The 14,730-nt window shown below is 63.3% G+C and carries 7 protein-coding genes; 2 read left to right on the top strand and 5 right to left on the bottom strand.

Going from position 1 to position 14,730, the window contains the following annotated elements; all coding sequences use genetic code 11:
• Positions 1-243 precede the first annotated feature (243 nt).
• Positions 244-2,316, top strand: a complete 2,073-nt coding sequence (locus OF829_RS19995; RefSeq protein ID WP_264941972.1) for a beta-galactosidase — start codon at positions 244-246, stop codon at positions 2,314-2,316.
• Between the two features lie 134 nt (positions 2,317-2,450).
• Here the strand turns inward: OF829_RS19995 and manD are convergent, their stop codons facing one another.
• Entirely contained in the window at positions 2,451-3,704 is a 1,254-nt protein-coding gene (manD, locus tag OF829_RS19990; RefSeq protein ID WP_264941983.1) for a D-mannonate dehydratase ManD, read from the bottom strand.
• Positions 3,705-3,881: 177 nt separating this feature from the next.
• Entirely contained in the window at positions 3,882-4,664 is a 783-nt protein-coding gene (locus tag OF829_RS19985) for a FadR/GntR family transcriptional regulator (protein ID WP_264941971.1), read from the bottom strand.
• Between the two features lie 133 nt (positions 4,665-4,797).
• Between OF829_RS19985 and OF829_RS19980 the strand changes: the two genes are divergently transcribed.
• Positions 4,798-7,956: a TonB-dependent receptor gene (locus tag OF829_RS19980; RefSeq protein WP_264941970.1), complete on the top strand. Its 3,159-nt coding sequence runs from the start codon at positions 4,798-4,800 to the stop codon at positions 7,954-7,956.
• Between the two features lie 214 nt (positions 7,957-8,170).
• On the opposite strand, the gene OF829_RS19975 is transcribed toward OF829_RS19980, so the two are convergent.
• From OF829_RS19975 to OF829_RS19965, 3 genes are all read right to left on the bottom strand, one after another.
• Entirely contained in the window at positions 8,171-9,235 is a 1,065-nt protein-coding gene (locus OF829_RS19975; protein ID WP_264941969.1) for a LacI family DNA-binding transcriptional regulator, read from the bottom strand.
• 213 nt (positions 9,236-9,448) lie between these two features.
• A complete protein-coding gene (locus tag OF829_RS19970; RefSeq protein WP_264941968.1) occupies positions 9,449-12,427 on the bottom strand; it encodes a TonB-dependent receptor domain-containing protein in 2,979 nt (992 codons plus the stop codon).
• A 500-nt stretch (positions 12,428-12,927) separates the two neighbouring features.
• Positions 12,928-14,544 (bottom strand): DUF5597 domain-containing protein, encoded by a 1,617-nt coding sequence (locus OF829_RS19965; protein WP_264941982.1) that lies wholly within the window; start codon positions 14,542-14,544, stop codon positions 12,928-12,930.
• Positions 14,545-14,730: the final 186 nt, after the last annotated feature.

The raw sequence follows: 14,730 nt of genomic DNA, 5'->3' as shown, positions 1-14,730 counted from the left end.
CCATGGGATCGATGCTTGGGCAGTCGCTCCAGGCCCACGATTTTCCGGCTCGCTGCTGTCTCAGCCGCCTGGTTGGGCCGGCTCTCCATTCCGGAACAATTTTTGCGCGTCCGCGAACGGCGCGGCTAGGGTCACTGCAGCGAGCGTCGCGACCGTTTGCCGAACACAGGCTGATGTTGGCCGTACGGGTGGCAGCTGCGCTCGGCCTGCGTCTGATGTCTCCGAGGGATTGGAATCTCACCAATGAAGCCCAGCATCGTCCGAACCGTCGGTATCGCACTTGCGATGGCGCTCACCGGCACCCCGATGGTCGCGCCCCCGCCCGCCCAGGCGCAAAGCGCGGTCGGGCATCCGGAATGGCCGGGCAGGGGTCAGCTGTTCGTGGGTGTCAATTATCAGCCGATCGATCGCTCCCCCGAACAGATCCGGCAGGACATCGCGATCATGAAGTCTGCGGGCTTCAACCTGGTACGGATGGGCGACCTCTCATGGGATTCGTTCGAGCCGGAGGAGGGGCGCTTCACCTTCGAATGGTTCGACGACGTGCTGGATCAGATGCACGCCGCGGGGATCGGGGTGGTGCTCGACATCCCCGGCCAGCCCGCGCCGATCTGGCTGCACAAGAAATATCCCGGCGTCGATATCGTCAATCAGGAGGGGGTGCGGCTGAACGCCGCGACCCGCTATTGGGACAATATCAGCGACCCCGATTATCGCCGCCTCGCCAAGCGGCTCGCCGAAAGAATGATGCAGCGCTACGCCAAGCACCCGGCGGTGATCGCGCTGGGATATGATAACGAGATCGGCAACGGCCAGCTTTCCTATTCCCCTGCCGATCGCGACCGGTTCGTGGCGTGGCTGCAGCGGAAATACGGTTCGATCGAAGCGCTCAATCGGGCATGGGCCACCCAGCGCTGGTCGCGCCGGATCAGCAGCTGGGACCAGGTCGATCTGCCCTATGTCCGCGGCCCGGGGCCGAACGAACGTTATCTGGACCTGCGCCGCTACTGGTCGGACGACACGATCGGCGCCCTCGAGGATTTGGAGGCGGTCCGCAAACGTTTCGCGCCCAATCTTCCAGTGGCCTCGAATCTCTGGCCGACGGCGTGGACGAAGGGCTTCAACTATCTCCGGTCGTGGGATCGCATATCGACCTATGGGGCTCAGGGCTTCTATCCGGGCGATCCCTTGGGCGCGGGGTTCGAGGTGATGATGAACAGGGCGTCGCACGAGACGCCCGTCTGGTTCAACGAATTCACGGCCGGCGGAGGCGGCTATTACGGCACGCCGGGGCGCTCGCGGATGTGGGCCTATTTCGGGCTGCTTTACTATTCGCAGACCTTCCTGGCCTGGACGTTCAATTCGCATATCGGCGGCGAGGAGCAGTCGCTGTTCGGCCTGGTGGACCATGACGGCCGTCCCTCCTGGAAAGTCGATGAATTCGGGCAGATCGCCCGCGAGTTCGGCACGCTGCGCAAGCTGGGCTTTCCGCGCTACGGCCAGCCTCAAATCGCGGTCCATTACTCCTTCGAGACCAATTGGCTGACCAGCCCGCCGCCCGGCCCCAACACGATGAAGGAGTATTTCAAGGGCGACTATGGCGACCAGGTGAAGGCCGCGTTCGCGCCGCTGTTCCAGGACAATCTGGATGCCGCGGTGATCGATGCCGGACACGACCCGATCCGGAACTACAAGCTCCTCATCCTGTCGAGCGCCTACCTCATGGACAAGGAAACCGCGGAGGCGGTCCGCACCTATGTCGCCGAGGGTGGAACGGTCATCATGACCGGCTATTCCGCCAAGGCCGATGAAACGGGGAAATGGTTCGAGACGCCGCTCCCCGGTCGCCTTTCCGACGTCTTCGGTCTGCGAACGAATGAATTCTATCGTTCCGATCAGCCGCTCAAATTTCGGTTCGGCGGCGAGGTGCTGACGGGAACCGACAATTATTACGAGGTGCTCGAACTGAGCACGGCGCAGCCATTGGCGACGTTCGAGAACACGCCCGGGAAAAGTCCGGCCATCTCGATCAACAGGTTCGGCAAGGGCCAGGCGATCTATCTCGCTACCGCCGCCCAGCCGAGCTTCATCGGCCCATTGATCCGCAGCCTATATGCCAGGCTCGGGATCGAACGCGGGCCGGTCACCCCTCCGGGGGTGGTTGCTCGCAGCGTCGATGGAAGAACCCTGTACGTGAACACGACCGCCCTCCCCGCAACCGTCACCTTCGCCGGAACGAAGACGGGCGTGCTGACGCACAGAGAATATTCGCGGACGATCGAGCTGGGTCCTTTCGGCGTGGAATTGCTCCAATAGCGTCCGGTCCGATCGGGCCTTTCCCCGATCGCACGGAATTGTTGCCATGTGGCGAGGACAAGGTTGGCGATGAGCCCCTTCGAGATGATCGGCCCGAACCTGTCTCGCTCGCCGCGGCGGCCGTGCAGGAGGCCTTACCAGTGGTACATCGTGCCGTCGCGCAACCGGTTGACCGGAAGATAGGCGCGCCGATACGGGAATTCCCCGGCGAGATCCTCGTCGATGTCCACCCCAAGTCCGGGCGTTTCATTGACGTGCAGATAGCCGTCCTCGAACCGGTAAGCGTGCGGAAACACCGCATCGGTCGCATCGGTGTGGCGCATATATTCCTGGATGCCGAAGTTCGGGATCGACACGTCGAAATTGAGCGCCGCCGCCATGCTGACCGGCGAAAGGTCGGTTGCGCCATGGCACCCGGTTCGAACATTGTGGATATCGGCGAACGCGGCGATCTTGCGGAGGTGCGTCAGGCCGCCGGCATGGACCACCGTCGCCCGGATATAATCGATCAGCTGATTCTGGATCAGATCCTTGCAGTCCCAGATCGACGAGAAGATTTCGCCAACCGCCAGCGGGATGGTCGTGTGCTGCCGGATCAGGCGGAAATTCTCCTGGTTTTCGGCCACCACGGCGTCTTCGAGCCAGAATAGGCGATAGGCCTCCAGATCCTTGCCCAGCCGCGCCGCTTCGATCGGTGTCAGCCGGTGATGAACGTCGTGGAGCAGATGGACGTCATCGCCCAATTCCGCCCGCGCGCGCGCAAATAATTCGGGCACGACGCGCATATAGGCTTCGGTCGACCAGAGATTCTCGGTCGGGAGGTCGGCGTCGGCGGGCTCGTAGAAAAGCTTGTCCTTCGATACGCCATAGGTCGACGGCAGGCCGGGAACCGCGCACTGGAGGCGGATCGCCTTGTAGCCTAGCGCTGCATATTCCTTCGCGGCGGCCAGCGTGGCGTCGATGCTCTCGCCATTCGCATGCCCGTAGACCATCACGCCGTCCCGGCAGCGCCCCCCCATCAGCTGGTAGACCGGAAGTCCGGCCACTTTGCCCTTGATGTCCCACAAGGCCATGTCGACCGCCGCAATGGCCGACATCCCCACCGGGCCGCCGCGCCAATAGGCTCCCCGATAGAGATACTGCCATATATCCTCGATCCGGTGCGCATCCCGTCCGATCAGGCAGGGAATGACGTGGTCCCGCAGATAACTGACGACAGCGAGTTCGCGGCCATTGAGCGTCGCGTCGCCGACGCCGTGGACGCCCTGGTCGGTGACGATCTTCAGCGTAACGAAATTGCGACCCGGGCAGGTGACGATGACCCTGGCGTCCACGATCTTCTGCGGGATGGCGACATCGCCGCGCGAGACAGCTGGCTTCGTGGACATGTCCATTCGGTCTCTCCGGCCATTCTCGCCTCAGCGGCGAGCCGGCATCGAAGGTGTGCCGGTTGATGTGGCCTGACCAATCTTCGCCCTTAATTCAAGCCGAAAAGCGCAATTCATCTGCGCTGGCCGCTGTCCCGGCAGCCTGGCGTCGTCGCTCTCCCGTATCGCGGGACTGGTCTAGAGCATCCTGCCGAATCGCTTGCGCTGAGCATCGACACGTTCGCGGATTTGCTCGAGTTCATGCACCTCGGTTGCCTCGAGAAGGGTCTCGATCACGCGGCTCAAATGGGTGCGCATCGCGTTTCGCGCTCCGATCGGATCCCTGCGCCTCAGTGCGGCGAGAATCTCCGCATGCTCATCCATGTCCGGGCCGATGCCTGCTTCATGCGCTTTTTGGGCAAGCAGATTATACTGGGGTGACCGGTCTCGGGATTCCCAAAGCGTTTCGACAACGCCATGTAGCACGCTGTTGCCCGTATATTCCGCGATCGCGATATGGAACTTGCGGTCAGCCTCTTCGGAGACGCCAAAATCTATTCCGGCGTTGATCTCATGCAAGAGGACCTCGAGTTCCTCCAACTGTTCGTCGGTGATGTGCAGGGCAGCGAGCGCGGCGGTTTCGGCCTCAATCGCCCGGCGGGATTCGAGCAATTCGAATGGCCCGACATCCGTAACGCCGGCGATGCCGCCCTTTGGATGACGCGCAATCACGTACACGCCGGAGCCCATCCGCACGTCCACCAATCCATCCAGTTCAAGCGCGATGATCGCTTCGCGGATTGTCGGCCGGGATACGCCATGCAACTGGGCGAGCTCCCGCTCCGAAGGCAGGCGGTCACCGATCCGGAATTCACCGGACGCGATCCGGGAAGCCAGCGCCGCCGAGACCTTCTCGTATAGCCGCGTATTTGGAGACTGCATGCCCCGCCGATAGCGCTGAGAGGCGGCAAGCGCAATCATTACCAAAACCGGTTGACTGGTAAGGCCAAAAATAACAAGAGGACTGACAACGCAGGTTACCGGTCCAATTCCGGAGCTGCGGCGCATCGGCTCGCAACTCCGTGTGAAGCATGCGCGAATTGGGGAGGCTGACATGATTGGTATTTCCGGAATGAATCCGAAACGCCGCGTCGCGGGGCTCGCTGCCGTGCTGCTCGCGGGCACGGCCTGGCCGGCTCTCGCCGCCACCACCGATCCGACGACCGATCCCACCGCGGAGGCCACCGCCGCCGCGCCGCAGGACGGCGACAGCCAGGACGGCCAGGAAATCATCGTCACGGGTTATCGCGGGTCGCTGCAGAGCTCGACCAACGCCAAGCGCAACGCGACCGGTTTCACCGACTCGATCTTTGCCGAGGATATCGGCAAGTTCCCCGACACCAACATCGCCGAATCGTTCAACCGCGTCCCCGGCGTGACGATCAGCCGCGAGATCACCGGCGAAGGCCTGCAGGTCACGATCCGCGGCCTCGGCACCAACTTCACCCGCGTGCTGCTCAACAATGCCCCGGTGGCGGTCTCGTCCACGGGGCGGTCCGACGCCCAGGGCACCAACCGCGAAGTCGATCTAGACCTGTTCCCGACCGAGCTGTTCACCCAACTGACGGTCCAGAAGAGCCCGACGGCCAGCATGCTCGAAGGCGGCGCGGCCGGCACGGTCAACATGCGCAGCGCCCGCCCGTTCGACAATCCGGGTACGCACATCACCTATTCGGGTCAGCTGACCAACAGCAGCAATGCAGGCAGCAAATGGGGGTATCGCGGGTCGATCCTCGCCAGCTACACCTCGGGCAATTTCGGCATCCTCCTCGGCGTTTCGGGCGTCCGCAACCGGATCAATACCACGGGTTATGAGACGATCGGTCTCACCAACCCGAACCTGTCGGCCACACAGAACACGTCCGCCACGCGCAATTCGACCGGCGGCGGCAACTGGACGATTCCCGGCTCGGTTCCGGCCAACGCCAATATTCCCGGCGTCGCCACTGGCACGGTGATCGATCAGGCGTTCCTGCTCGCGCAGAATCCGGGTGCGAACATTACCCAGATCGATAACGGCCTTCTTCCGCGCCTCGGGCGCCCGATGGTCGAGTTCGGGACCAAGGAGCGACTGAACTTCGTCGGCAGCCTGGAGTATAAGGGCGACGGCATCCACGCCTATATCGACGGCATGTTCGGCCGGAAGCTCAACGAGATGGAGCGCATCGATATGAACTGGGTGGGGCGCAACGGCGCCATCATCCCGGTCAACACCCAATATGACCGCACCGATTGCACCAATGGCTGCGTCGTCACCAAGGGCACCTATTACAACGCCCAGTTCTTCTTCGAATATCGCCCCTTCATCGAGCATGTGCAGTATTGGGGCGTGAACCCCGGCCTCGAGGTCGAACTGAGCGACGACCTCAAATTCGACATCAACGCGAACTACACCAAGTCGATTTTCCACCGCGAGTCCCCGACCGTGGGTCCGGTCACGCCCGCAAGCTCGGGCGTCACGGTCAATTTCAACAATAATGACGGCTATGAGCCGACGATCACGACCAACATCGACCTCGCCAATCCGGCGAGCTTTGGGTGGCCCGGCGGTCGTCTGAACATGCAGGACGAACGGCGGTCTACCTACACCAAGGGGGTTCGCGGCAACCTCGAATGGGGCGATTCGACGCTCAATCTGCGTGTCGGCGCGGCCTATGATGATGTCGCCCGCCAGATCAGCGGATACGACAATACCGGTCCCTGGCAGAACGCGACTTGCGGCGATCGGCCGAGCGTCAACCTGCCCGCACCGAACCGGTCCCCGCTCTGTGAAGGCCTCAACACGCCGAACCCGGCCGGATATCCTACCTACCCGGCCTATGGCACGGGCTACACCGCGGGTTCGGCCGGTCCGGTCACCTATGGCGGCTCGCTCGTCACCAATGCTCAGCTGCCGAGCTTCCTCCGTCCGTCTCCCGGGGCTTTTCTTGCGGTCAACTGGGAGGCGTTCAAGGCCGCGACCAACTACGATACCTATCACAACCAGTCACCCGAGGTTGGTGGCTCCAACACCGGCGCGAGCGGGGGTTATGTGCGCGAGCGGACGCTGGGCGCGTACGCGGAATTGAACGGTGACACCGCGTTCGGTGACAATCGCCTCACCTGGAATGTCGGCGTGCGCTGGGTTCGTACGCAACAGCGGATCGGCGGACGCACGAGCATCACCGACCCCCGCAACAACACCGATCCGGACGGCGCGGGCCCGTTGCCGGACACGTGCCCGGGGCCCGGCAATCTGCGCGACGGCTCGTGCTACCCCAACGTCGTGAGCGTCGTCTACACCGAGAACACCTATGACAACTGGCTCCCCTCGGCGAGCGGCGCTTTCCATATTGGCGATAACGCGGTCGTGCGTGCGTCGGTGTCGCGGACGATGACTCGGCCGAACCCCAGTCAGATGCTTCCGGGCCTGAACTTTTCCAGCCCATCGGCGGACGTCGGCAGCGTGGGGAACTCGGCGCTCACTCCCTTCATCTCGGACAATCTCGATCTCGGTTTCGAATATTACACCGGCGCGGAGGGCTATATCGGCTTTGCGGCGTTCCGGAAGGCCGTCGTCGGCTTCACGGTCAACGGCAACACGACGGTCCCCTTCACCGACCTGGCGCAATATGGCGTGACCTACGCCTCACTTGGTGCGACCCAGAAGGCCGCGATCGATAGTCGCGGCGGCCCCAACGCGGCGACGGTGGTGCTGACCCAACAGGTCAATGCCAGCGGCACGCTCAAGGTCAACGGCCTCGAAGTGAACTGGGTGCAGCCGCTCGACTTCCTGCTCGGGCGCTATCTCGGTCTCAACGGGTTCGGCTTCAACGCCAACCTGACGCTGATAAGCCAAACGGGATCCGGCAACGCGCCGGCGGTCGCCACCGGGGTGTCCCCCGTGACCTACAACCTGACGGGCTATTATGAAGGCCATGGTGTCTCGCTGCGCTTCTCGACGACGTTCAACCAGGGCTTCGTCGCTTCGGGAACGAACCAGAACGGCATTCCTGCCGCCGCAATCTTCAGCGATGACTACCAGCAATTCGATTTCGGTGGCTCGCTCGATCTTTCCGAAATCCTGGGAACCAAGGGGCTGCCGCAACTGACGCTCGATGTGCAGAACATCACCAAGGCCCAACAGCGCAGCTACTTCCAGTTCGAAAATGCCGCGTTCACGGTCTACCGGCCGGGGCGTCAGGTGATGATCGGTCTTCGCGGCCGCTTCTGAAACATCAGGCGGCCGGCCTCGGTCGGCCGTCTTTGGTGTGCCACGCGCTTCCTCTCCCTCGCCGCCCCCTTGGGGCGGCTTTTTTTTTCAGGCAGTTGCCGCACCGAAACCGCTCCGACTGCTCGGCCTCGTCGCGGATGCTCCGTGGTCGCCTCATCGAACCTGGAACCCGATGGGCGCGGGGCGGGTCGCGGCGGGCAGCCCGCCGGGGCGATCAGCCGGTGACCACCTTCGGCAGCGATCCCGCATAGTCCGGGGGGGCGACGGATTGGCGGTGGACGATCGTGTGATCCAGCAAGTGATCGCCCAACGGCCCTGCCTGGTCGGCCGGCGTCGATACCTGCTCCGCCAGGAGGCGCAACGCCTCCGCGGCTAGTTGGCGAACCGGCTGGTGCACGGTGGTCAGCGGGGGCCATAAAGTGACCGCTGTCATCGTATCGTCGAAACCCGCCACGGTCAGCTGTTGCGGTACGTCCAGATGGCGCCGGTGCGCGACCGAGACCACCGCGGCCGCCATGTCGTCGTTGCTGGCAAAGATTGCCGTGGGGGGCGGATCGCGATCGAGCAATTGCTCCGCCGCGGCCAGTCCGGAGGCAAAGCTGAAGTCCCCCTGGACGACGCTGGCCTCGACATTGTCGAATTCGCGAACGGCTGCAAAAAAGCCGGCCATGCGCTCGGCCGAGGCCGCCTGGTCGGGATTGCCGATGATGAAGCCGATCCGCCGGTGACCGAGGCTCAGCAGGTGGTGGGACATCTCATAGGCCGCTTGCCGGTCGTTGATCCGGACCGATATCGTGCTTTCGGCGGGATAGGCGCCGATCGTCGCCGTCGGCAGATGCGCATCCGCGAAGAACCTCAAGAGCCCCGGGGAATCGCCCAGCGGCGGGGTCAACAGGACACCCGACAATCCCGAGGCGATGAAATCCTTCAAGGCCTTCGGGGATAGCGCCCTGTCCCGCGGGGCGGGCAAGATGATCAGACGCGCGCCACGCGATGCGGCTTCCTCGAAGGCGCCCATGAGGAATTCGCTCATGAATGCCGCGCGGGGGTTGGCATAGATGAGGCCGATTCGGAGCTCGGCCGAAGTGACGAGGCTGCGAGCCGCGGCGTTGGGCTTGTAAGCGAGGGCCTCGATCGCGGCCATGATCGCCGCCCTGGTGTCGGGCCGCATGCCCGCGCGGCCATTGATCGCCCGCGAGACGGTCATTGGAGACACACCGACGTGTGCCGCCACGTCCTTTATCGTAGCGCGGCGCACCCGCCCGCCAGGCTTGTCCAACAATAGTCTCCCGTCATGTCCGCTGGACTGCTAGTTTTTTTTGCGCCTGGCGCAAGCTGCTGATGGTCCAGGGTTGGTCTGTTCCGGTCTCGGCGACACGCCAGCGCGAAAAAATGTCCCGGCGCGAGGCCGGGACAGGGGAGAGTATCGTTCATATTCTTGCAGGCCACGGGCGCACCAGGACCGGGTTTCGGTGCGCCCGTGACACGATCATCAGAACTTGGCCCTGACTCCGAAGGTGAAGAAGCGGCCCATATCGTCGTGGAAGCCGAGCGTCGGGTAGAAGAGGTTGGGGATGCCCGAGTTCGACGGATAGAGCGGCGCGCGGGCATTCAGGACGTTGTTGACCGTCAGGAAGGCTTCGCCGTCCCCACCCAGCAGGTGCATCCGCACGTTGACGGTGGCATCCAGCAGGTTGAACGGCTTCAGCTTCGGAATGACGTAATTCTGGCTGTTGCCGTTCAGGGCATTGTCGCTGGTGGCCATTCTGACGCTGCCCAGCCACTGGTTCTGCAGCGACAGGCCCCAGGCCTCGTTCTGATAAGATACGAACGTGGTCTGCCGGAGCTTGGGCTGAACGGCCCAGGTCGGGAAGGCGCCGGGGATGTTCACCGTCGTGTTCACCGGCTGATAGGCCAGCATGTGCCGCATCGACATGCTCCCGGGCAGCCAGGAAATGAGCTGCGCGGTGTCGAAGCGGTAATCGACCTGAATTTCGAAGCCCTCGGTTTCCTGGCGCGCCGCGTTAAGCGGCGAGTTGCGGATTTCGGTCGGGAAGTTGAAATTCGGATTCTTGTAGTTGGGATCCGCCGGATTGGTGATCGGGCGAACCGCGAGCGAGCAGAACGGCGAATCATAGTTGGGTGCGCTGGCGAGGCAGATGTTCTGGATCGCCGTGCTCTGATAGCTGATTTGCGTGATCGCGTCGGTCATGCGCGTCCGGTAATAGTCGAACGACACACCGAAGTTCGGCAGGAATTCCGGCGTCAGCACCACGCCCAGCGTGATGGTTCGCGCCTTTTCGGGCGTGAGGTTGGGATTGCCTCTCGTGATCAGCCGCAGGCTGTTGTTGCCGTTGGTCAGCAGATCGAGGAAGCCGGTCGATGAAACGCCGGAAGGCTGGTAGAGGTCGTTGAGGTTCGGTGCGCGGATATCCAGCGAAGCGGTACCGCGGAAGGCAATCGACGGATTCACGTGCCAGTCGACGCCGGCTTTCCAGGACTTGACCGCGCTGAAGGTCGAATATTTGGTATAGCGACCCGCCAGGTTGACCGAGAGTTCCTGAGCCAGGGCAAAGTCCTTGACCAGCGGGATATTCACTTCGCCCGCGACCTCATAGACGTTGTTGTTCGCGTCCACCGGGTTATTGGTGTTCTGCACCCAGCGCACCGGGGCGCCGCCATTCGCGAGGCACATGCGCAGGCCGGTGCAATCGACAAAGTCGGTCGGCCGGAAGGCGCTTTCCATCTTGTACGTGGCCCAGCGCAGGTCGAACGACACGTTGGCCCTGATATTGCCGGCGGGCAGGCCGAAACCGATATCGCCGCCGATCGAGCCGCCGATATTGTCGAGCCGCTGCGTGAGGGTCCACGAGGTCGGCGTCCGGAGGTAATTGTACGCGCCGAGCGAAGGCCCGTTGGGATCGGTGATGTTGGTCGGGACGCAGCCGGGGTAGAGGCCGGCATATTGCGGCTGGGTCAGGACCCAGCAGACGATCGTGCCGCTCACGTCGCGGCCGTTCACCGTCGTCCCCGGCGGCGCGATGACCGCGTCGAGCGAAGCGAGATATTTGGCGTTGTCGGTGTTGTTCGGATTGGTGACCGTCAGGCGGCTTTCGCCATGGCTATAGAAAAGGTCCCACCGCAGTTTGCCCAGGGAACCCGTGAGTCCCACCTCGACATTGATATTCTGCTGATCCGACTCGGTTCTGTACAGGCGATTGGTGTCCCTCACGTCCTCGCCGCCGATTTTCTGCCAGATATAGGACGGGGCGGAGAAGTACGGGGTGGTGGGCGGCACCGGCGGCGTCGTGTTGGTCTGCGGAGAGGTCGCGGGCATGGCTGGCAGGCAGCGCCAGCCCGCCGCGGCCGGGGTGCCGCACACGATGTTCGCGCCCAGCTGCACCTGCGTCGCGGGCGCCAGGAACGGATTGTTGGCGAAGAGGGTGTTGGGTCGGTTGGCCGACGGGCTCACCACCCAGCTGATCCAGTTCGACTTGTTGAACGCCCGGCCGTAGGTCGCCTGGACATAGACGTTCACGTCGTCGGTGACGTCATAGTCGAGGCGCGCGAACGCGTCGTACATCTCGATCTCCGAGCGAAACGTGCCGTTCTTATTGTACGAGCCGTCACCGCCCGATTCCAGATTGGCGGTCCCCGTCGGGATGCCATGGATCATCGGGCTCAGCACGCCGGCGGTGTTGAACGTATAATTGTTGAAGCCGCAGGCACTGCCGCATTGGACGTTGCCGAATTGCCCGCTGTTGAAAACGCGGGAGTAAGGCACGTTTACAAAGGGATTGCCCGGCGAACCGTTTCCGGCGAGCAGCCAGGCTTGGCCGTCCGCAGCATAGGGCCGGGCGTCGAGCGGGATCAGCGCCTGCTTGCGGTACCGGCCGGATGCCTCGAAATGGCCGCGGCCGTCGAACAGGTCGGTGCCCCAGGCCCCGCCGAATTGCCATTCTTCGCCGTCGCCATAGTTGGAAATGCCGGCATCGGCCCGGATCGAGAGACCGGTGAATTCCTTGTCGAGAACGAAATTGACCACGCCGGCCACGGCGTCAGAACCATAGACCGCCGAGGCACCGCCGGTGACGATATCGACCCGCTTCACCAGCATCTGGGGCAGAATGTCGATGTTCACCGTGCCGTCCTGGTTCGACGAAGGCACGCGATGGCCGTCGAGCAGCACCAGCGTGCGCGAGGGACCGAAGTTGCGCAGCGACAGCACGTTGCCGCCATTATTGGTGCCGCCATTGCCCTGCGTACGCGGGGTGCGGCCGCCGATGATCTGGGGAAGCTTGTTCAACCCGTCGGCGATGTCGCTCGGAGTCGTTTTCGCCAGCTGACCCACATCCACGGTCGTGATCGGCGTCGGCGAGTTCAGATTGTTGGTGATCACGCGCGAGCCCGTGACCGTGATCTCGTCATTCGACTGATCGTCGGCCTGCGCCGGCGGGGTCGTCTGAGCCATCGCCGGCTGGGCGAGGACCGAGCACGCCAAGGCGATTGCGCTGGCCTTGCCCAGCAGAGCCGCCGTCGGACGATGACGCAATAAACTATTGATTTTCAACATTGTCTTCCCCTCCTCCCATCGCCGCTTGGTTGCGGCGCTTGTCCGTCCTCCCTTTTCGACGCCGCCCCGATTCGGGTGCGGTGTCTGAGGAACGTTAACGTTAACATTAGTATTATTATCCTCTCCCCTGTCAATCGCCATTTTCCGGGGGTGGCTCATCGCTCGGCGCGGCAAGGGAAGCCGCGCCGCGCCGAGTGACGGATGTGCTTTAATATATTGGTATAGAACAATAATAATGAGAATTATTGCTTCGGCGCTCAGTCCCCGGGGCCGGGGAGCGGCGCGATTGCGCCAATTTGGGGCGGTGGAGGCTCGCCCGCCCAAGCCGGATTCATCCGGGTAGCAATGTTAACGTTACCCTAAGGCTCGGCCGGCTCGTTTTCGCGCCGAAGCGCGTTTCAATTCGGATTGCCGACCGGGATGACGGGATTGCCGCGGTAGCTGACGAGAGTGATGCGAAGGACCTGCTCGCGGTTTGTAAAGTTCAAACCATAGTCGATTTGATCGCCGTTCCAGACGCGTTTGAAAATCCATTTGCCGCCCTCGAAACGCCCTTCCTCGACCCGCACGGACATCATCGATTCCCGGGGCTTCGGCGAGGCCAACGCGAAGCTCACGCGCGCGTTGAAGCCGGTCACGAGATATTCGTCCGGCCCGATCTCGGCGATCGCCACGCCGCCCACCGGCGCCGGATTGCCGGTGGGCTTGTCGGTACCGAACTGCCGTTGGCCGAAGGTTGCGGTTGCCCGGTACTTGCCGAGCTCCATCACCTGGCGGTGTTCGGCGGCGGGGTCGGTCGGCTCGGAGACACCCCAGGTCTTGCCGGCAAAGGCCCAGCGCGCCCATTCGCGCTGCATCGGCCCGAACAGCCGGTAGTTGCGCGCGAAAATGTCGAGCGTCTTGTCGTCGAGTTCCTCGGCACCCAGGGGGAAGTTCCAATAGCCGGTGGCGTCCATCCCGAACGGCGCGAAGCCGATACCGCCCTGGCCGACCACCGAGAAGAAGAAACGCGCGAATTCGGGCGCGTTCCCGGTCTCGGGAACCATCAGCGCATTGTCGGGCCGATGATAGAAACCGAGATAGTTGAGATAGGCGGCGTGATCGCGCGCATAGATGTCGGGCGCAACGAAATCGAGCGAGGGCGCCGCGGCCTTGTAGACGTCGATCACATGATGCACCGGCCCGCCGCTCGAATAGGTGCTGGCCGGCTGGCGGCCGAATGCCGAGGCCAGCGCTGCGTTCACATACATGGGGAGCGGTTTCACGGCTTTCCCGGCCGCGGCGATCTCCTCGATGTAGCGCGCGATGTGCCAGGCATGGAAATATTCGTCGGCATCGGCCCCGAACACCGTTTTCCAGTTCCCCGGCCGCTTGTGGAAGCGCTTGAGCAGCGCCTCGGGCACCGGGCCATCGAACAGCTTCTGCGCAAGCGGCGAGAAGTCGCGGACGCTGCCATAGGTGCCGACTTCGTTCTCGGGCTGGATCATGATGACCGTGTTCTGCGGATCGTTGCGCTGGAGATGCTCCATCAGCTTGACGAAGGCGCGCTTGTCGGCCTCGAGCGTCGAGCGATAGTGCGGCGACAGGGCGTAATGGGTTTCGCCCTGCGCATTGGTCATCCGCGGGAAGCGGTCATTGTCGAGCTTGACCCAGGCCGGCGCATAGGTGGGCGAGGTATTCTTCCACGTCCCGAACCAGAGCAGCACCAGCCGCACGTCGTTCTCGCGCGCCTCCTTCAGCAGCGCGTCGAGGAAGGAGAAATCGAACTTGCCCTCCTGCGGCTCGACCTGCTCCCAAGCAATCGGCACCTCCACCGTGTTCGCATGCATGGTGCGAATCACCGGCCAGATCTCGGGCAGCATGGCGGGATAGTTGCTCGAATTATTGACCTGCGCGCCCAGCATCAGGAACGGAGCGCCATCGACGATCAGCGCGTGCCGGCCGTCGCGGCTCTCGATGCGCGGCACGTCGGTCGCCCGCTGCGCCAGTGCGGTTTGCGGGAGAAGGGCCAGCATCAGCGCGGCCATGGCCTGCCAGCGTTTCGACCAGCGGGCGGAGAACGGATTGCGCATGCGATGGTCCTTGTCGGCAAGTCTTGGCAGGAACGGGCGGATGCCGGTTTCCGGCGTCGCGGCGGGACCGCATGACGGGAAAACCGAAAAGGGAGAGGCCGGCGCGAAGAAGCGTGTCATGCGCGCCGG

Source organism: Sphingomonas caeni, from assembly GCF_026013415.1.
GTDB classification, from domain to species: Bacteria; Pseudomonadota; Alphaproteobacteria; order Sphingomonadales; family Sphingomonadaceae; genus Sphingomonas; species Sphingomonas caeni.
This window is presented reverse-complemented; position numbering and strand designations above follow the sequence as displayed.

Bases quoted from the DNA above. Each gene is read 5' to 3' on its own strand.
- OF829_RS19980 (WP_264941970.1), top strand. From the start codon at position 4,798: ATGATTGGTATTTCCGGAATGAATCCGAAACGCCGCGTCGCGGGGCTC.
- OF829_RS19970 (WP_264941968.1), bottom strand. From the start codon at position 12,427: ATGGCTCAGACGACCCCGCCGGCGCAGGCCGACGATCAGTCGAATGAC.
- OF829_RS19995 (WP_264941972.1), top strand. From the start codon at position 244: ATGAAGCCCAGCATCGTCCGAACCGTCGGTATCGCACTTGCGATGGCG.
- OF829_RS19985 (WP_264941971.1), bottom strand. From the start codon at position 4,664: ATGATTGCGCTTGCCGCCTCTCAGCGCTATCGGCGGGGCATGCAGTCT.
- OF829_RS19965 (WP_264941982.1), bottom strand. From the start codon at position 14,544: ATGCTGGCCCTTCTCCCGCAAACCGCACTGGCGCAGCGGGCGACCGAC.
- manD (WP_264941983.1), bottom strand. From the start codon at position 3,704: ATGTCCACGAAGCCAGCTGTCTCGCGCGGCGATGTCGCCATCCCGCAG.